This is a genomic window from Blastococcus sp. SYSU D00820 (assembly GCF_054050695.1).
Map to the genome: position 1 here is coordinate 124,342 of NZ_JBJGZW010000003.1, position 18,094 is coordinate 142,435.

At 73.9% G+C, this 18,094-nt stretch carries 17 protein-coding genes; 13 read left to right on the plus strand and 4 right to left on the minus strand.

Translation table 11 applies throughout. The features are described 5' to 3' along the window. The first annotated feature begins 37 nt into the window (after window positions 1–37). From ACI79R_RS06050 to ACI79R_RS06095, 10 genes are all read left to right on the plus strand, one after another. Window positions 38–724 (plus strand): HD domain-containing protein, encoded by a 687-nt coding sequence (locus tag ACI79R_RS06050; RefSeq protein WP_456572680.1) that lies wholly within the window; start codon window positions 38–40, stop codon window positions 722–724. Between the two features lie 5 nt (window positions 725–729). Continuing rightward, entirely contained in the window at window positions 730–1,557 is an 828-nt protein-coding gene (locus ACI79R_RS06055) for an IclR family transcriptional regulator (RefSeq protein ID WP_456572681.1), read from the plus strand. 107 nt (window positions 1,558–1,664) lie between these two features. Then, window positions 1,665–2,927: a cytochrome P450 gene (locus tag ACI79R_RS06060; RefSeq protein WP_456572682.1), complete on the plus strand. Its 1,263-nt coding sequence runs from the start codon at window positions 1,665–1,667 to the stop codon at window positions 2,925–2,927. Between the two features lies 1 nt (window position 2,928). Next, the gene (locus ACI79R_RS06065) at window positions 2,929–4,026 is read left to right on the plus strand and encodes a PEP/pyruvate-binding domain-containing protein (protein ID WP_456572683.1); all 1,098 of its coding nucleotides are present in this window, start codon (window positions 2,929–2,931) and stop codon (window positions 4,024–4,026) included. A gap of 87 nt (window positions 4,027–4,113) precedes the next feature. Beyond that, complete coding sequence (locus ACI79R_RS06070) at window positions 4,114–5,949, plus strand: PEP-utilizing enzyme (protein WP_456572684.1); 1,836 nt, start codon at window positions 4,114–4,116, stop codon at window positions 5,947–5,949. Beyond that, complete coding sequence (locus ACI79R_RS06075; RefSeq protein ID WP_456572685.1) at window positions 5,946–6,728, plus strand: SDR family NAD(P)-dependent oxidoreductase; 783 nt, start codon at window positions 5,946–5,948, stop codon at window positions 6,726–6,728. The genes ACI79R_RS06070 and ACI79R_RS06075 overlap by 4 nt, the downstream gene beginning before the upstream one ends. A 23-nt stretch (window positions 6,729–6,751) precedes the next feature. Continuing rightward, window positions 6,752–7,072, plus strand: a complete 321-nt coding sequence (locus ACI79R_RS06080; protein ID WP_456572686.1) for a 2Fe-2S iron-sulfur cluster-binding protein — start codon at window positions 6,752–6,754, stop codon at window positions 7,070–7,072. Between the two features lie 2 nt (window positions 7,073–7,074). Next, window positions 7,075–8,349, plus strand: a complete 1,275-nt coding sequence (locus tag ACI79R_RS06085) for an NAD(P)/FAD-dependent oxidoreductase (protein ID WP_456572687.1) — start codon at window positions 7,075–7,077, stop codon at window positions 8,347–8,349. Further along, the gene (locus ACI79R_RS06090; RefSeq protein ID WP_456572688.1) at window positions 8,346–9,014 is read left to right on the plus strand and encodes an HD domain-containing protein; all 669 of its coding nucleotides are present in this window, start codon (window positions 8,346–8,348) and stop codon (window positions 9,012–9,014) included. Before ACI79R_RS06085 ends, ACI79R_RS06090 begins: the two co-directional genes overlap by 4 nt. Next, a complete protein-coding gene (locus ACI79R_RS06095; protein WP_456572689.1) occupies window positions 9,011–10,495 on the plus strand; it encodes an aldehyde dehydrogenase family protein in 1,485 nt (494 codons plus the stop codon). The genes ACI79R_RS06090 and ACI79R_RS06095 overlap by 4 nt, the downstream gene beginning before the upstream one ends. A 25-nt stretch (window positions 10,496–10,520) precedes the next feature. Here ACI79R_RS06095 and ACI79R_RS06100 read toward each other — a convergent pair whose 3' ends face one another. From ACI79R_RS06100 to ACI79R_RS06115, 4 genes are all read right to left on the minus strand, one after another. Further along, the gene (locus ACI79R_RS06100) at window positions 10,521–11,450 is read right to left on the minus strand and encodes a fumarylacetoacetate hydrolase family protein (protein ID WP_456572690.1); all 930 of its coding nucleotides are present in this window, start codon (window positions 11,448–11,450) and stop codon (window positions 10,521–10,523) included. Window positions 11,451–11,479: 29 nt separating this feature from the next. Continuing rightward, complete coding sequence (locus tag ACI79R_RS06105) at window positions 11,480–12,502, minus strand: amidohydrolase family protein (RefSeq protein WP_456572691.1); 1,023 nt, start codon at window positions 12,500–12,502, stop codon at window positions 11,480–11,482. Continuing rightward, complete coding sequence (locus tag ACI79R_RS06110) at window positions 12,487–13,464, minus strand: fumarylacetoacetate hydrolase family protein (protein ID WP_456572692.1); 978 nt, start codon at window positions 13,462–13,464, stop codon at window positions 12,487–12,489. The genes ACI79R_RS06105 and ACI79R_RS06110 overlap by 16 nt, the downstream gene beginning before the upstream one ends. Window positions 13,465–13,573: 109 nt before the next feature. After that, on the minus strand, window positions 13,574–14,539 hold the full coding sequence (locus ACI79R_RS06115; protein ID WP_456572693.1) for a LysR family transcriptional regulator: 966 nt from the start codon (window positions 14,537–14,539) through the stop codon (window positions 13,574–13,576). A gap of 141 nt (window positions 14,540–14,680) precedes the next feature. Here ACI79R_RS06115 and ACI79R_RS06120 point away from each other — a divergent pair, with 141 nt between their 5' ends. From ACI79R_RS06120 to ACI79R_RS06130, 3 genes are all read left to right on the plus strand, one after another. After that, entirely contained in the window at window positions 14,681–15,817 is a 1,137-nt protein-coding gene (locus ACI79R_RS06120; RefSeq protein ID WP_456572694.1) for an FAD-dependent monooxygenase, read from the plus strand. 209 nt (window positions 15,818–16,026) lie between these two features. Further along, a complete protein-coding gene (locus ACI79R_RS06125) occupies window positions 16,027–16,953 on the plus strand; it encodes a VOC family protein (RefSeq protein WP_456572695.1) in 927 nt (308 codons plus the stop codon). Window positions 16,954–17,005: 52 nt separating this feature from the next. Beyond that, complete coding sequence (locus ACI79R_RS06130) at window positions 17,006–17,944, plus strand: MBL fold metallo-hydrolase (protein WP_456572696.1); 939 nt, start codon at window positions 17,006–17,008, stop codon at window positions 17,942–17,944. Window positions 17,945–18,094: the final 150 nt, after the last annotated feature.

The following is an 18,094-nucleotide window of genomic DNA, read 5'->3' on the forward strand; positions in this document are numbered from 1 at the left end:
CCTTGCCCCGGCCGGTGCCCCTTGGTCGGCTGGACCGGTGCTCCCCAAGCTCGCGCCGACCACCAACCACCTGGGCCGCGACGTCACCGCCCGGCTGCCCGACGCCGCCTCGGTGACGGGCATCGCCGCGCTGACCCCGTGCCACGCGGCGATCTGGGAGCGCGCGGCGCCCTACCTCGCCGTCCGCGACAACGACGTCCACACGCTGTACTCCTACGGCCTGGCCCGGGCGCTGGTCGACCTGCACCCCGACGCCGATCCCGAGGTGGTGCTGCCGGGCATCCTGCTGCACGACACCGGCTGGTCGCAGGCGCCGGCCGGCGAGGTGCTCGACGCCATCGCCCCCGGCGGCGGCCGGCCCGACCTCGTGCGGCTGCACGAGGTGGAGGGCGCGCGGATCGCCCGGGAGGTGCTCGCCGACGTCGGGCACGACCCGGCCCGCACCGAGCGGATCGCCGAGATCGTCGACGGCCACGACAGCCGGCTGCACGCGCTGTCGCTGGAGGACGCCCTCGTGAAGGACGCCGACAAGCTGTGGCGGCTGACCCCGCACGGGGTGGACACCGTCATGGACTGGTTCGGCCTGACCCGGGAGCAGGCGCACCGGCTGATCGGCAGCCGGGTGCACGACCACCTGTTCACCGACGCCGCGAGGACGATGGCCCGGGCACTGGCCGCGGTGGCCTCGCTGGACTCCGCGCCGCAGCGCGTCACACTCGGCTGAGCGCGGTGACCGGTGCCGCCGGGGAGGAGGGCGGCGCGGTGACCGCGGAGCGGGGCCCGGGGGAGTCGGTGACCTCCCGGGTGCTGCGCATCCTGGAGGCGTTCGAGTCCGGCCCGGCCTCGCAGTCCCTCACCCAGATCGCCGAGTCCGCCCGGCTGCCGCTGCCGACGGCGCACCGGCTGGTCCGGGAGCTCACGGCGTGGGGCGCGCTGGAGCGCGACGCGACCGGCCGCTACCAGGTGGGCCTGCGGCTGTGGGAGGTCGCCCAGCACGGCGGCCGGCAGCTGCGGGACGCCGCCCGCCCGCACCTGCAGGACCTCTTCTCGCTCACCCACGAGACCACCCACCTCGCCGTCCGCGAGGGCCGCGAGGCGCTCTACGTCGACCGCGTCTACGGCTCCACCCGCGTGCCGCGGGCCTCCCGGGTGGGCGGCCGGCTGCCCTTGCACGCCACCGCGGTCGGCAAGGTGCTGCTGGCCTACGAGGAGCGGTGGGTGTGGGACGCCTACGTGAGCGGTCCCCTCGAGGCGCCGACCGCGCGCACCCACGTGCACCCCGGGCGGCTGCTGGAGGAGCTGGAGCGGATCCGCGAGCAGGGCCACGCCACCACCTTCGAGGAGGTGCGGCCGGGCGCCTGCTCCATCGCCGTCCCCGTGCTGCGCGGCCCGGAGGAGGCGGTGGCCGCCGTGGGCCTGTCGGTGCTGTCCACCCAGGCCGCGCAGATGACGCGGCACCTGCCGGCGATGCAGGGGGTCGCCGGCCGGATCGCCGCCGCGGTCTCGCGCCGTCCGTGGCAGGCCGCGGCGGCGCCTCGACCTCGACGGACGTCCTGATCCCGGGAAGCCGCTTTCACCCACCGAAAGCCCGGCGTTGTGGCCCGCGCCACCGCGGGCGTTCACTCGGTGCGTCACGGCCCAGCCGACGGATCGAGGAACACCCGGTGTCGCAGTCCCTGGAGATGCCCGTCAGCGCCCCGGCGGGGTGCCCCGCCCACCACGGCTACCAGCCGTTCGCGCAGGACGACCCCTTCCCGGCCTACGCCGCGCTGCGCGCCGAGGCCCCGGTGGCCTACGACGACCGGATCGGCTACTGGGTGGTCAGCCGCTACGACGACGTCAAGGCCGTCTTCGCCGACTGGGAGACCTTCAGCAGCGAGAACGCCCAGGCGCCGGTGCGCGAGCGGGGCCCGCAGGCGAAGCGGATCATGGACGAGGGCGGCTTCACCGCCTACTCCGGGCTCTCGGCCCGCATCCCCCCGGACCACACGCGGATCCGCAAGATCGTCCAGAAGGCGTTCACGCCGCGCCGGTACAAGGTCCTCGAGCCCGCCATCCGGGCGCACGTCGTCCGCCTGCTGGAGGCCATGCTGGCCCGGCCCGAGCGGCGCGGCGACCTGGTGGCCGACCTCGCCTACGACGTCCCGACCGTCACCATCCTGACCCTCATCGGTGCCGACACCGCCCAGGTCGACACCTACAAGCGCTGGTCGGACTCCCGGGCCGCCATGACCTGGGGCGACCTCAGCGACGAGGAGCAGGTGCCGCACGCGCACAACCTCGTCGAGTACTGGCAGGAGTGCCGGCGGCTGGTCGCCGAGGCCCACGCCGAGGAGCGCGACAGCCTGGTCGGCGACCTGGTCCGCGCCCAGCAGGCAGGGGAGGAGATCACCGACCACGAGATCGCCTCGGTCTGCTACAGCCTGCTGTTCGCCGGCCACGAGACGACGACGACGCTCATCTCCAACACCCTGCGGGTGCTGCTCGACCACCCCGACCAGTGGGCCCGCGTGGTCGAGGACCCGGCCCGCATCCCGGCCGCGGTCGACGAGGTGCTGCGCTACAGCCCCTCCATCGTGGCCTGGCGGCGCCGGGCGCTGCGCGACGCCACGGTCGGCGGCGTGACGATCCCGGCCGGCGCGCAGCTGCTGCTGGTCATGGGGTCGGCCAACCGGGACGAGACGCACTTCCCCGACCCCGACACCTTCGACCTCGACCGGCCCAACGCCCGCGAGCACCTGGCGTTCGGGTTCGGCATCCACTTCTGCCTGGGCCACCTGCTGGCCAAGCTGCAGACCCGCGTCGCGGTCGAGGAGACCGCCCGCCTGGCGCCCGGCCTGCGCCTGGTCGACGGCTCGGCCATCCGCTTCGGCGACAACCTCTCCTTCCGGGCGCCCCGCAGCGTCCCCGTCACCTGGGAGGCCTGACGTGCAGGACACCCGCTACATCCGGTTCTTCGACGGCGGCAGCGAGCCGACCGTCGAGCTGCTGGGCGGCAAGTGCGCCTCGCTGGTCACGATGACCGCCGCGGGGATGCCCGTCCCGCCCGGCTTCGCGGTCACCACCGCCCACTACGAGGCCGTCGTCGAGCGCTCGGGCGTCGCCGGCGAGATCGCCCGCGAGCTGGCCGGCCTCGACCCCGACGACGTCGCCGGCGTCGACGCGGCCTCGGCGCGGATCCGCCAGGCGATCTGCTCGCGCGAGTTCCCCGAGGACCTGCGCGCCGACGTGCTGGCCGCCTACGCGGCGCTGCAGTCGCGGTTCCCCGAGGAGGTGCCGGTCGCCGTCCGCTCGTCGGCCACCGCCGAGGACCTGCCGGGTGCCAGCTTCGCCGGGCAGCAGGACACCTACCTGTGGGTGCGCGGCGCCGAGGCGGTGCTGCACGCCCTCCGCGCCTGCTTCGCCTCGCTGTACACCAGCCGGGCGATCCTCTACCGGCTGCGCAACGGCATCCCCGACGAGGGGCTGGCGATGGCGGTCGCGGTGCAGAAGATGGTCAACGCCCGCGTCGCCGGGGTGGCGATCACCCTCGACCCGGCCACCGGCGACCGCTCGAAGATCGTCGTCGACGCCTCCTGGGGCGTGGGGGAGATGGTGGTCTCCGGCCAGGTCACCCCGGACAACGTGGTGCTGGACAAGGTGCTGCTCTGCGTGGTCTCCGAGACCGTCGGCGACAAGCACGCCGAGCTGGTGCCCGACGCCGAGGCCGGCCGGCTGGTCGAGCGGGAGGTCGAGGAGGAGCGCCGCCGCCGGCGCTGCCTGACCCCCGACGAGCTCACCGCGGTGGCCGCGCTGGCCAAGCGGGCGGAGAAGCACTACCGCTGCCCGCAGGACGTCGAGTGGGCCCTCGACGCCGACCTCCCGCCCGGGCAGGACCTGCTGCTCCTGCAGGCCCGGCCCGAGACCGTGCACTCCGCCGCCCCGGCTCCCGCGGCGCCGGCCCCGGCCCCGGTGCCGGCCGGCGCACCCGGCTTCAGCCTCTCCGGCATCACCTCGTCGCTGACCGCCGGCCTCGGCCGGCGCTGACCGCACCGGCTCCTCCCGCACCGCCGAACCGCCCGCGGCGCCGTCCCCGGCCCGCGGTCCCCGCCCCTGCCCACGACAGGACCCGCCATGACCGCAGTGCAGCCGTCCCTGAAGTCCTTCCCGAAGCCGTCGCAGCTGCCGGTGCCCGCCGGCGCCGAGGGGTGGGAGCAGCTGTATCCGTACAACCTCGTCTTCCAGAACCTCAGCGGCGCGGAGGACGAGAAGTTCTGGTTCTGCGACAGCCAGCACTGGCCGACGGTGTTCAAGCCGTTCGAGACCATCGGCGGGGAGTTCGCCGTCAAGTGCCTCGGGCAGTACAACACCCGCCACCTGCTCATCCCGCCGGCCAACGGCATCGAGTTCAAGATCCACCTGGGCTACCTCTACATGAGCCCGGTGCCGGTGCCCGAGGACCAGATCGCCGCCCGCGTGCCCGAGTTCGAGCGCCGCGCCGGCCACTACTTCCAGAACTGGGACAGCCTGCTGGAGCAGTGGAAGTCCAAGGTGCGCGCCACGATCGACGAGATGGCCGCGCTGGAGTTCGCGCCGCTGCCCGACGCCGTGCCCTTCGACGACATCGTCAGCGGCAAGGCCAAGGACGGCTCCGAGGTCCTGATGGAGAACTACGACCGGCTGATCCAGCTCTGCTACCAGAACTGGCAGTACCACTTCGAGTTCCTCAACCTCGGCTACCTCGCCTACCTGGACTTCTTCGGCTTCTGCAAGCAGGTCTTCCCGGGCATCCCCGACCAGGCGATCGCCAAGATGGTCCAGGGCGTGGACATGGAGCTGTTCCGGCCCGACGACGAGCTCAAGGCCCTCGCCGCGCTCGCCGTCCGGCTGGGCCTGCAGGACTGCCTGGAGGACCCGACCGACGTCGACGGCACCCTCGCCCGCTTCGCCGCGGCCGACGGCGGCCAGGAGTGGCTGGACGCGTACACCGCCGCGCAGGACCCCTGGTTCAACTTCACCATCGGCAACGGGTTCTACGGCCACGACAAGTACTGGATCGAGCACCAGGAGATCCCCCTGGCCTTCATCCAGGACTACGTCCGCCGGCTGGACGCCGGCGAGCGGATCATGCGGCCGGTCGAGGAGCTGGTCCGGGAGCGCGACCGGGTGGTCGAGGAGTACCGCGAGCTGCTCGACGGCGAGAACCTGGCGCTGTTCGACGCCAAGCGCGGGCTGGCCGCCACCGCCTACCCCTACGTCGAGAACCACAACTTCTACATCGAGCACTGGACCATGGGCGTCTTCTGGCGCAAGGTCCGGCAGCTCGGGGCGGTCTTCGCCGACGCCGGCTTCTGGGCCGATCCGGCCGACATGCTGTACCTGACCCGCGGCGAGGTGCGCGACGCGATCTTCGACCTCGTCACCGGCTGGGCCGTCGGCGCCGAGCCGACCGGGCCGCACTACTGGCCGGCGGAGATCGAGCGCCGCCGCGGGATCATCGACGCGCTGGCCTCCCAGCGCCCGCAGCCGGCGCTGAACACGCCGCCGGCGCAGATCACCGAGCCGTTCACGATGATGCTCTACGGCATCACCACCGAGCAGGTGCAGCAGTGGCTCGGGGACGACGACGCCGAGGACGACGGCGCGATCACCGGCATGGCCGCCTCGCCGGGGGTGGTCGAGGGCCCGGCCCGCGTGATCACCCACGCCGACCAGCTCGGCGAGGTGCAGCAGGGCGAGATCCTGGTCGCCACCATCACCGCGCCGTCCTGGGGCCCGATCTTCGGCAAGATCAAGGCCACCGTCACCGACATCGGCGGGATGATGAGCCACGCGGCGATCGTCTGCCGCGAGTACGGGCTGCCCGCCGTCACCGGCACCGGCAGCGCCTCCACCACCATCCGCACCGGCCAGCTGATCCGCGTCGACGGCTCCGCCGGGCGGGTGGAGATCCTGGCGGAGCAGCCGTGACCGCTGCCGGCGGCGCGACCGCTGCAGGCGCCGAGGGCGCCGGCCGCACCGTGCTGGTCACGGGCGCGGCCGGCGGCCTGGGCCGGGCCTTCGCCCTCGGCTTCGCCGGGCGCGGCTACCGCGTCGCGGTGGCCGACCTCGACGCCGACGGGGTGGCCGAGACCGCCCGGCTGGTCGAGAAGGAGGGGGTGCCGGCCTGGTCGGGCCGGGTGGACGTCACCTCCGCGGAGTCGGTGGCCGAGGTCGCCGCGGCCGTGGCCGGGTTCGGGGACGGCCGGATCGACGTCGTCGTCAACAACGCCGCGGTCTACGCGACCCTCACCCGGGCGCCGCTGGAGGAGATCGACCCCGCCGAGTGGGACCGCGTCATGGCGGTCAACCTCAAGGGCCCGTGGCTGGTGGTGCGGGCCTGCAGCCGGTACCTGCCCGAGGGCGCGCGGGTGGTGAACCTGGCCTCGGCCACCGTGTACAGCGGCTCGGAGCAGTGGGCGCACTACGTGGCCTCCAAGGGCGGGGTCATCGCGCTCACCCGCGTCATGGCCAAGGAGCTCGGCCGCCGGTCGATCGGCGTCAACGCCATCGCCCCCGGCTTCACCCTCACCGAGGCCAGCTACGGCCTGGTCGCCGACGCCGAGCAGTACGGCGTCGACCGCGGCGCCCTCCGCCGGGCCAGCCGCCCCGAGGACGTCGTCGGCGCGGCGCTGTTCCTCGCCGGACCCGACAGCGGCTTCGTCACCGGCCAGACCCTGGTCGTCGACGGCGGCCGGCAGTTCATCTGACCCCCAGCACCAGGAGAACCCCCATGCCGAAGGTCACCTTCACCGACGCCGCGGGCGACACCCGCGTGGTCGAGGCCAACCCCGGCGACTCGGTCATGGAGACCGCCGTCCGCAACGGCGTGCCGGGCATCGTCGCCGAGTGCGGCGGCTCGCTGTCCTGCGCCACCTGCCACGTGTACGTCGACCCCGCCGACCTCCCGGCGCTGCCGCCCATGGAGGAGATGGAGGACGAGATGCTCTACGGCGCGGCCGCCGACCGGCAGGAGACCTCCCGGCTGTCCTGCCAGCTCCCGGTGACCGAGGACACGGACCTGCACGTGACCACCCCCGAGCGGCAGGTCTGACCGTGGCCGGGCTGCTCGTCGTCGGCGCCTCGCAGGCCGGCGTCCAGCTCGTGGGCTCGCTGCGGGCCCTCGGGTACGACGAGCCGATCACCCTGCTCGGGGACGAGGACCACCGCCCCTACCAGCGGCCGGCGCTGTCCAAGGAGTTCCTGCAGGGCACCGTCGGCAAGGAGAAGCTGATCTTCCGCACCCAGGAGTACTGGGACGAGCACCGGATCACGCTGGTCACCAACGAGCGGATCGTCCGGGTGGAGAAGAAGGACGACGGTTCGGGCACCGCCTTCGCCGCCTCGGGGCGCGCCTTCGACTTCGACCGGCTGGCGCTCACCGTCGGCGCGCGGGCCCGGCGGGTGACGCTGCCGGGGGCCGACCTGCCCGGCGTCCTCTACCTGCGCAGCGCCGACGACGCCCTCGAGCTCAAGGCGCGCGCGCCGCAGGCGACCGACGTCGTGGTGGTCGGCGGTGGCTTCGTGGGCCTGGAGGCCGCGGCCAGCCTCACGACCATGGGCAAGCGGGTGACCGTGCTCGAGGCCGGGCCGCGGCTGCTGGGCCGGGCCGTGGGCCCGGAGGTCGCCGAGTACCTGCAGGCGCACCACACCGCCGCCGGCATCGGGATCGAGCTCGGCGCGCAGGTGACCGAGCTGGTCGCCCGCGGGGACGCCGTGGGCGCGGTGCGGCTGGCCGACGGCCGCGAGCTGCCCGCCGACCTCGTGCTGGTGGGCATCGGGGCGGTGCCCAACACCGAGCTCGCCGAGTCGATGGGGCTGGCCGTCGGCGACGGCATCGTCGTCGACGGGTACGCGCTCACCTCCGACGGGGTCACCGTCGCCGTCGGCGACTGCGCCGACCTGCCCAACCCGGTGCCCGGCTCGCCGCCCGGCGACCGGGTGCGCCTGGAGAGCGTCAACAACGCGATCGAGCACGCCAAGGTCGCCGCCTACGCGATCACCGGCCGCCGCCAGGAGTACGCCGGCATCCCGTGGTTCTGGTCCAACCAGGGCTCGCTGAAGCTGCAGATCGCCGGCCTGACCCGCGGCGCGGACCGCACCGTCGTCCGGAGGGACGACGCGCGCGGCCGCTTCACCGTCCTGCACTACCGGGAGGAGCGGGTGCTCGCCGCCGAGTGCGTCAACGCGCCCCTGGACTTCATGGCGGTCAAGGCGGCGCTGGCCGCCGGCGCCGCCGTCCCTGCCGACCGGGCCGCCGACCCGTCGGTGCCGCTGAAGTCGATCACCGTCGCGGCCGACGCCGCGCAGACGAGGAACCAGAGCTCATGAGGACCGCACTCCCGCCCACCCCGGTGCCGACCGACCGGCCCGTGGACACCTCGCCGATCTCGCTGACCCCGGCACCGGGGGAGGGCCTCGACCCCGTGTGGGCCGCCGTGGTGCCCGAGACGCGGACCCGCAGCAACGACATCCACCTGCCCATCTCGCTGGCCTACGCCGAGCGGCTGTGCGACGCCTACCCCGAGGCCGACCGGCAGGTGGTGCGGGTGGCGATCCTGCTGCACGACACCGGCTGGGGCCGGGTGGACGAGGAGCGGATCCTCTCCGAGGGGTTCACCGGCGACTGGCGCAAGGCCGCCATCCGGTTCGAGCACGAGAAGCAGGGCTGCCTGATCGCCCGCGAGGTGCTGCCGCCGCTGGGCTACGAGCCGGAGTTCGTCGACGCCGTCGTGGCGATCATCGACGGGCACGACACCCGCAAGGAGGCGCACACGCTGGAGGACGCGCTGGTGCGCGACGCCGACCGGCTGTGGCGCTTCGACCACGCGGGCATCGCGCTGGCCTCGGGCTGGTTCCGGATGGACCCGGCGACCTACTGCGACCGGCTGGCCCGCGAGATCGTGCCCGAGCTGCTCACCGAGGCCGCGATCGCGATGGCGCGCGCGGACCTCGCCCGCTCGGAGGCGCTGCTCAAGACGGCGGTGCTGCGGTGACCGCGGTGGCCGCCGACCGCCGGGCCGGCCTGGAGCTGCCCTACGCCGCCGTCGACGACCTGTTCGTCGCGGGGGAGTGGCGCCCGGCCGCGGGCGCCGGCCGGCTGGCCGTCGTCGACCCGGCCACCGGGGAGGCCTGGGGCTCGGTGCCCGACGCCTCCGACGAGGACGTCGACGCGGCGATGGCCGCGGCCGACCGGGCCTTCCGCACCGGCCCGTGGCCGCGGCTGAGCCCGGCCGAGCGCGCCGGGTACCTGCTGCGCATCGCCGACGAGGTGGAGCGGCGGGCCGAGGTCATGGCGCTGACCTGCACGCGGGAGAACGGCTCGCCGGTGGCCGAGACGCGCGGCGCGGCGGCCAACGCCGCGGGCATCCTGCGGCACGTGGCCGGGCTGGCCCCGTGGCTGGCCGACGACGACGTCCGCCCGTTCCCGGCCGGCGGGGCGGAGTCCGTCGTCCGGCGCGACCCGGTGGGCGTCTGCGTGCTCATCGCGCCGTGGAACTTCCCGATCAACCTCATGGTCGTGAAGCTGGCGCCGGCGCTGCTGGCCGGCTGCACCGTCGTCCTCAAGCCCGCGGAGTCCACCCCGCTGTCGATCCGGTTCGTCGTCGAGGCGGTGCAGGCCGCCGGCGTGCCGGACGGCGTGGTGAACCTGGTGACCGGGGCCGGGCGGGTCGGCGACGCGCTGGTGCGCCACCCGCGCACGGCCAAGGTCGCGTTCACCGGCTCCACCGCCGTGGGACGGCGGATCGGCGCGGCCTGCGGCGAGCTGCTGCGGCCGGTGACCCTGGAGCTGGGCGGCAAGTCCTCGGCGATCGTGCTGGACGACGCCGACCTCGACGCGATGGCCGGCGTGCTGCTCCGCTCGTGCATGCGCAACAGCGGGCAGACCTGCTACATCTCCACGCGGATCCTGGCGCCCGCGCGGCGCTACGACGAGGTGGTCGACGTGGTGACGCGGACCGTCGCCGCGGCCCGGCTGGGCGACCCCCTCGACGAGGACACCGAGGTCGGCCCGCTGGCCACCCGGCGGCAGTACGAGACGGTGCTCGGCTTCCTCGACTCGGCCCGGGAGGAGGGCGCCCGGGTGACCACCGGCGGCCGCCCGGCCGACCGGGGCCGCGGGTGGTTCGTCGAGCCGACCGTGCTCGCCGACGTCACCCCGGACATGCGGGTGGCCCGCGAGGAGGTGTTCGGCCCGGTGGTCACCGTGCTGCGCTACGAGACCCTCGACGAGGCGCTCGAGCTGGCCAACGGCACCGGGTTCGGCCTGGGCGGCATCGTGTTCTCCGCCGACCCCGACCGGGCGTTCGCCGTCGCCGAGCGGATGGACACCGGCTCGGTCGGCATGGGGTTCTTCGCCTCGAACCACGACGCGCCCTTCGGCGGCCGGCACGACTCCGGGCTCGGGGTCGAGTACGGCATCGAGGGGCTGTCGGCGTACGTGGCCTACAAGTCGATCCACCGCCGGACGCGCTGACCCGGGCACGGCGCCCGGCGGAGGATCACCGCAGGGGGACCGGGGCGACCCCGGGCACGATCCGCGACTCGATGGCGCCGAGATGGTCGGCCTCCAGGCGCACGACGTCGCCGGCGGCCAGCCAGGGGAAGGCGTCGCTGCCGTGGGTGCGGGAGAGCTCGAGGATGCAGCCGGTGCCCACCGTGCCGCTGCCGATGACGTCGCCGGGCCGCAGCTCGGTGCCGCGGGAGGCGTAGGCCAGCAGCTGCCCGAACGACCAGTGGATCGTGGCCATGCTGCCCTTGCTGTAGGGCCGCCCGTTGACCGAGGCGCGCATGCCGAGGTCGTAGCCGTTGCCGGCCCGGAGCGGCTCGAGCTCGTCGGGCGTGACCAGCCAGGGGCCCAGGCTGGTGGCGGTGTCCTTGCCCTTCGCCGGGCCGAGCTGCTGGCGCATCTCCCGCGCCTGCAGGTCGCGCGCGCTCCAGTCGCACAGGAGCAGGTAGCCGGCGACGTGCTGCTCGGCGGTGTCGGGGGAGAGGTCGGCGCCGGCCGTGCCCACCACGGCGGCGACCTCCAGCTCGAAGTCGAACTGCTGGGAGCCCGGCGCGATCGGGATGTCATCGGCCGGCCCGCGCACGGCGGCCGGGTTGCTGAAGTAGAAGACGGGGATCTCGTACCAGTCCGGGTCCATCTCCTGGCCGAGGGCGCGGGTCGAGGTGACCACGTGCTCCTCGAACGCCATGAAGTCCCGGATGGACGGCGGCGTGGGCACGGGCGCGCACAGCGCCGTCGCGCCCAGGCCGAGCACCTCGAAGGGCGTGGCCCGTGCCGCCGCCGCCTGCGCCGCGAGGTCGGCCCCCGCGACGAGCAGGTCGGTGAGCGAGCCCGGGTGGGCCAGGCCGAACAGCTCGTCGTCGACCAGCAGGCCGCAGTGCTGCCGTCCGTCCTGGGGGGACAGGTAGGTGGTCCAGCGCATCGTCGCTCCTCGGGCGGGGGTGGGGCGGATCAGGACAGCCGCAGCAGGGCGGCCGCGGTGCCGCCGGCGATCGCCGCCCGGTCCTCCGGGGGGAGCGCGAGCCGGTCCAGCCGGGTGACGGGGTCGGTCACGCCCATGTCGAACGGGTAGTCGGTGCCGATGAGCACGTGCCCGGCGCCGGCGACGTCGACCAGGTGCTGCAGGCCGTCCGGCCGGTAGACCAGCGAGTCGAAGTACAGGGAGCCGAGGTACTCCGACGGGCGCCGCTGCATCGTCCGGCTCTCCGGCCGGACCTCGTAGGCGTGGTCGGCGCGGCCCAGGTAGACGGGGAAGTAGCCGCCGCCGTGCGCGCCGCAGACCCGCAGGCCGGGGAAGCGGTCGAAGACGCCACCGAAGACCATGTGCGACAGCGCGAGGGTGGTCTCGAGCGGCTGGCCGATGACGTTGCCGAGGTAGAACTCGGTCAGCCGCCCCTCCAGGCTGCAGCCCCACGGGTGGACGAACACGAAGGCACCGGTCTCCTCCGCGGCCGCCCAGAGCGGGTCGAAGGACCGGTCGGAGAAGTCGCGCCCGGCGGCGCTGGTCGAGATCGCCATCCCGCGCAGTCCGAGGGTGCCGACGGCGGTGCGGAGCTGGTCGGCGGCCAGCTCCGGGTCCTGCAGGGAGACGGTGGCCAGCCCGGTGAGCCGGTCCGGTCGCGCGGCCGCCAGCCCGGCGATGTGCTCGTTGACCGCGGCCACGATCTCCTCGGCCAGGCCCCGGGGGGCCCAGTAGTGGTACTGGACCGGCGTGACGCTGACCGCCTGGACGTCGACCCCGCTGGTGTCCATCTGCGCCAGCCGCCGCTCCGTCTCCAGCAGGTACGGGCGGTAGCTGCCCAGGGCGAGCTCGCGGTTGAGCTCCATCGACACCGGGCCGAAGGTGCGCAGCTGGGCCTGGAGGTCCGCGGCCAGCTCCGGCCGGTCCCGGACCAGCTCGTCCACGGCCGGCACCTGGACGTGGGCGTGCACGTCGACGACGCGGTCCGTCCCGCCGTTCACGGGCGCACGCACGCGTTCTGCTGGGTGCCCAGGCCGGTGATCGAGCCGGTCATGACGTCGCCCGGGGTGAGGTAGCGGCCGTAGTGGGCGCCGTTGCCGGCAGGGGAACCGGTCAGCACCAGGTCGCCGGGCTGCAGGGGCGTGATCTCGCTGACGTGGCTGATGAGCTGCGCGACGTCGAAGATCATGTCCGAGGTGCTCTCGTCCTGCATGACCTCGCCGTTGAGGCGCAGCGTCACCGTGAGGTCCATCGGGTCCGGGACGAACGCGGCGGGGACCAGCCAGGGGCCGGTCGGCAGGAACGTGGGCGCGTTCTTCCCGGCCAGCCAGTCGGTGCCCAGCCCCGGCATGTCGGGGCGGAAGACCCGGTCGCGCGTCGTGACGTCGTTGACGATCGTGTACCCGGCGACGGAGTCGAGCGCGTGCTCGCGCGACACCCGGTAGGTGGTGCGGCCGATGACCGCGGCCAGCTCCAGCTCCCAGTCGTGCTGCGTCCCGGTGCCGGGCAGCACGACATCGTCGAAGGGACCGCACAGCGCGCTCGGCAGACCGATGAAGACGTAGGGCGTGCCGGTCTCCGCCCGCCGCCGCATCATCTCCTCCGCCTCCTGGCGGACCACCTCGGGATCCTGCCCGGAGCCGCGGGCGGCGGCGATCTGCAGCTGCACGACGTGGGTGCGGTAGTTGGCGCCGCTCTGGAACACCTGCCGGGGCCGGACCGGGGCCAGCACGCGCAGGTCCGACACCGGGACCGCCTCGGCGGCCCACGCCCCGGAGGCCGACAGCGCGGCGACCGCGTCGGCCACGACCGGGAGGACCTCGGACCAGCGGTCGAGCAGCTCCTCGGGCGTCCGGACGTCGGTTCCCAGCCGGTCGACCGGCATGGTCCGCTCGTCGAGGACGGCGCCGCAGAAGTCGGTTCCGTCGGGCGAGCGGAAGCAGCCGAAGGCGAAGGGCGGGGACGCTGCTGGCATGGAGGCGGGCCTCTCGTCGGCGGGGGGTGCCGGCGGAGGGCTGGCTCCGCGGCGGATCGGATCGTGTCTAGTGCCGCGATCCGCCGTCCGCTACGAGCGCGTGGTGATCTCAGTCATCGCCGGCCGTGATGACCGGGGCCGCCTCCGCTGCCGGGGTGTCCAGGTCGTCGGCGAGGGCGATGAGGCGTTCCCGCAGCCAGCGGTGGCCGGGATCCCGGTCGAAGACGGGGTGCCAGTACATCGTCTCCGTGATCGGCTCCAGGGGCACGGGCGGTTCGAGGACCCGGACCTCCTCGTACTCCCGCCGCGTGGTCAGCCGCTCGTGGACGAACGCGAGCATCGGCGTCCCCGGCAGGAGCAGCGGGGCCATGACGAAGCTCTGCGTCGACAGCGCGAGGTTGCGCGGCACGCCCATGGCGTCGAGCTGCACGTCGACGTAGGCCGGCAGGTGGTTGGGGTTGTACGTCAGGTACGGCAGCTCCGAGAGCGTGCGGGTGGTGATCGTGTCCCCGACCTCGCGGTTGTCACGGGACACCGCGCACACGTACCGGTCGGTGTACAGCTCGCGCTGGGCGAACTGCCCGGCCGGGACCGCCGTCACCTCCTTGGGCATGATCAGCAGGTCGATCGAGGCGCGCTCCAGCTCGGTGACGTAGCCGGTCGTGATCGGGTTGACCCCGACCTTGACCAGCGGGGCCTCGGCGTAGAGGCGCTCGAGCAGCGGCCGCAGCAGCACGAGGATCACGTAGTCGCTGGCGACCACCCGGAAGGTGCGCGCGGTGCGGGCGGGGTCGAAGTGCGGCGTGGTGGACAGGATGCGTTCCAGGGAACTGACCGCGTCCCGGACGGGATCGACCAGCGCCTGTCCCAGGGGGGTGAGTTCCAGGGCCCGGCCGTTGCGGACGAGGAGCCGGTCGTCGAACACCTTGCGCAGGCGCGCCAGTGCGGCGCTCATCCCCGACTGCCCGAGGCTCAGCCGCTCGGCCGCCCGGGTGACGTGGCGCTCGGTCAGCAGCGCGTCCAGCGGGAGCAGCAGGTTCAGGTCCAGTTGGTGCAGGCGCTTGTCCGCGGACATGCGTCCATCGTGCCGGACCGGTGTCGTGGATCACTGACAGCCATGCATCGCATGACCACGGACCGTTAATCGATCACCGCCGCCCCGCCCTAGCTTGTGACCCGTGCAACAGCGGACAGCGGACCGGGCAGGAGGCAGGCGATGCGCGTACTGATCGTCGGTGCGGGGACCGGTGGCCTGGGGGCCTGCGCCGCGCTCGCCCAGCGGGGTCACGACGTCGACGTCGTCGAGGTGAGCCAGGACGGCGCGGTCTACGGGGTCGGGATCAACCAGCCGGCCAACAGCCTGCGGGCACTGCGCACCCTCGGCGTGCTGGAGGAGTGCCTGGCGGCCGGCTACCAGTACGACCGCACCCGGTTCTGCGACTACAACGGTGAGCTCATCGTCGACGTGCCGGCGGACGGCGACGGCGACGTGCCGGCCAACAACGCGCTGTCCCGCAAGGACCTCCAGCGCATCCTGCAGGGAGCCGTCGACCGGGCCGGGGTGACCGTGCGCTACGGCGTGACCGTGGCGGACCTGGCGCAGGACGCCGCCGGCGTCGACGTCACGTTCACCGACGGGGGACAGGGCCGCTACGACCTGGTCCTCGCCTTCGACGGGATCCGGTCCCCGATGCGCCGGCGGCTGTTCGGCACCGCGGTCGAGCCGGTCTTCACCGGCTACTCGGTCTGGCGGCTCACCGTTCCCCGGGAACCGGAGGTCACCTCCTCGATCCTCTTCCAGGGGCCCGACGCCAAGGCCGGCGTCATCCCGCTCAGCGAGGAGTGGATGTACCTCCTGCACGTCACCCCCGAGCCCGGCAACCCGCGGCACCGGCCGGAGGAGTTCGACACGCTCCTGCGCAAGCGGCTCGACGGCTTCGGTGGCCTGCCGGGCCGGCTCCGGGACGCGATCGACGGGCCCGAGGGCATCGTCTACAGCCCCCTGTCCGAGGTCTTCCTGCCGCTGCCCTGGTTCGTCGGCCGGGTCGGCGTCCTCGGGGACGCCGCGCACGCCTGCACCCCGCACCTCACCCAGGGTGCGGCGATGGCGCTGGAGGACGCCGTCGTGATCGCCGAGATGCTCGACGCGCCCGGTCCGCTGTCCCGGACGCTCGAGGACTTCCAGCAGCGTCGCTTCCCCCGCGCCCGGTTCGTCCAGCAGGCCTCCCGGGCCATCCTCGACGCGGAGATGCAGGTCCACGCCGGGAACCTCGCCCAGGTCGCCGAGCAGATCCGCGAGCACGTGCCCGGCCAGATGGCCGCCGTGCAGGACGTCCTCGCCCAGCCCGCCTGAGCGCATCCCCAGGAGCGACCCGGCTCCCCGACCGACCGCGCGCACGCCGCCGGCCGGCTGCTTCGCGACGCCCACTCACCGATCGGAAGGCCTCCATGACAGTCACCCCTGACGCCCGCGCGGACGTCTCCGCCGCGGTCCCCCCAGGACCGCGCCCGCTCCCGCCCCTGCCTCCACCGCTGCCGCGGCGCGGCGAGCTGCCCTCGGAGATGGCGCGCCGGTCGCCGGTCACCCACATCCGGTACGTGGCCCTCGCGACCCCGGACTACGCCGAGGCGGTGGCCTTCTACGAGGGCATCTGGGGCCTCTACCGGGTCGCCGACGACGGGGACATCGCCTTCTTCGGCTCGGTCGGCAGTACCGAGCCCTACATCGTCCGGGTGCGCCGGGCCGCGGAGAAGCGGACCGACCTCATCGCCTTCGCCGGCCGGGACCGGGCCTCGGTGGACGCGCTGGCGGCCCGCCTGGGCACCGACGGCGTCCGCCTGGCCACGGAGCCCGCCGTGCTGACGACCCCCGGTGGGGGCTACGGGTTCCGGTTCTTCGACCCGGACGGCCGCCTGGTCGAGGTCAGCTGCGAGGTGTCGGCCAAGCCGGCCCGCGAGCTCGAGGAGCGCGAGTCCGTGCCCCGCAAGCTCAGCCACGTGGTGCTCGACAGCCCGGACGTGGCCGGTCTCATGGCGTTCTACGAGCGCTACCTGGGCCTGCGGCTGTCCGACTGGCTGGAGGACCGGATGTGCTTCCTCCGCGCCAACAGCGAGCACCACAACCTGGCCATCGCCCACCGCCGCGTGCCCGGCCTCAACCACGTCTCGTTCGAGATGCGGGGGCTCGACGAGTACCTCCGGGGCACCGGGCGCATGATCCGCTCCGGGCACCGGCCCCTGTGGGGTCCCGGCCGGCACAGCGCCGGGGACAACGTCTACTCCTACTTCCAGGGCCCCGGCGGGTTCGTCGTCGAGTACACGACCGAGCTCGAGACCATTCCCGACGAGGACTCGTGGCAGCCGCGCCGGTGGTCGGCCAGTCCCGAGTACGCCGACCAGTGGGGGACCGCGGGTCCGGGCGAGGACCTGTTCGCCCTCTCCCACACCAGCGAGCCCGAGTCCGGTCTCTGGACCCCGGCGCCGGTGTGAGCGCGATGACCAGCACGACGCCGTCCACCGTCCCGGATCCGGGGAGCCGCGCATGAGCACCAGCACGCACCAGCACGTCGGCATCGAGGACGCCGTCCTGCAGGAGGTCGCCGAGGGGGTGTTCGCCTACCTGCAGCCCGACGGCAGCTGGTGGATCAACAACACCGGCTTCGTGGTCGGCAGCCAGGGCGTCGTCAGCATCGACGGCTCCTCGACGCGACGCCGCACCGAGGCCTACCTGGAGCGGATCTCCTCGGTGACCGCGGCCCCGGTGCGCACCGTGGTCAACACCCACCACCACGGGGACCACACGCACGGCAACTACCTGTTCACCGACGCGACCGTGGTGGCCCACGAGCTGTGCCGTACCGAGATGCTGGCCACCGGCCTGCCCCCGGACGGCGTCTGGGACCCGGTGGACTGGGGCGACCTGCGGGTCCGGCCGCCGGAGCTGACCTACCGGACCGGGATCACGATCTGGGCCGACGACACCGAGCTCCAGGTCAGCCACGTCGGCACGCCGGCGCACACGACCAACGACAGCGTGGTGTGGCTGCCGGGGCCGCGGGTCCTCTTCGCCGGTGACCTGCTGTTCAACGGCGGGACGCCGTTCGTGCTGATGGGGTCGGTGGCGGGCACCATCGAGGTGCTCGACAGCGTGGTCCGGGCGTTCCCGGCCGACGTGATCGTGCCCGGGCACGGTCAGCCGTGCGGCCCGGAGCTCATCGACGACGTCATCGACTACCTGCGGCTGGTCCAGACCGCCGCGCGCGAGGGCTCGGCGGCCGGGCTCACGCCGCTGGAGACCGCCCGCGACCTCGACCTCGGACGGTTCGCCGGCCTGCTCGACGCCGAGCGGATCGTGGGCAACCTGCACCGCGCCTACGCCGAACTGGGGGAGGCCGAGCGGGGCGTCCGGATCGACGTCGCGGCGGCCCTGGCCGACATGGTCACGTTCAACGGCGGCCGACCGCTCAGTTGCTACGCGTGACCGCAGCTCCTCCCCGCCCGTCGCGCAGCGCGGCGACGGGCGTCCCGGGACGACCGGGCAGCACCACCGCGGAACCGGTGCGGACGGGGCCCCTCGGGGGCCGCCGTCCGGCACCGGTGCGCGGCGTACCCCTTCCGACGGCCGGGCGAC

Coding starts and splice junctions, on each gene's coding strand:
- ACI79R_RS06090 (WP_456572688.1), top strand. CDS start 8,346: ATGAGGACCGCACTCCCGCCCACCCCGGTGCCGACCGACCGGCCCGTG.
- ACI79R_RS06110 (WP_456572692.1), bottom strand. CDS start 13,464: ATGCCAGCAGCGTCCCCGCCCTTCGCCTTCGGCTGCTTCCGCTCGCCC.
- ACI79R_RS06120 (WP_456572694.1), top strand. CDS start 14,681: ATGCGCGTACTGATCGTCGGTGCGGGGACCGGTGGCCTGGGGGCCTGC.
- ACI79R_RS06070 (WP_456572684.1), top strand. CDS start 4,114: ATGACCGCAGTGCAGCCGTCCCTGAAGTCCTTCCCGAAGCCGTCGCAG.
- ACI79R_RS06130 (WP_456572696.1), top strand. CDS start 17,006: ATGAGCACCAGCACGCACCAGCACGTCGGCATCGAGGACGCCGTCCTG.
- ACI79R_RS06080 (WP_456572686.1), top strand. CDS start 6,752: ATGCCGAAGGTCACCTTCACCGACGCCGCGGGCGACACCCGCGTGGTC.
- ACI79R_RS06115 (WP_456572693.1), bottom strand. CDS start 14,539: ATGTCCGCGGACAAGCGCCTGCACCAACTGGACCTGAACCTGCTGCTC.
- ACI79R_RS06100 (WP_456572690.1), bottom strand. CDS start 11,450: ATGCGCTGGACCACCTACCTGTCCCCCCAGGACGGACGGCAGCACTGC.
- ACI79R_RS06125 (WP_456572695.1), top strand. CDS start 16,027: ATGGCGCGCCGGTCGCCGGTCACCCACATCCGGTACGTGGCCCTCGCG.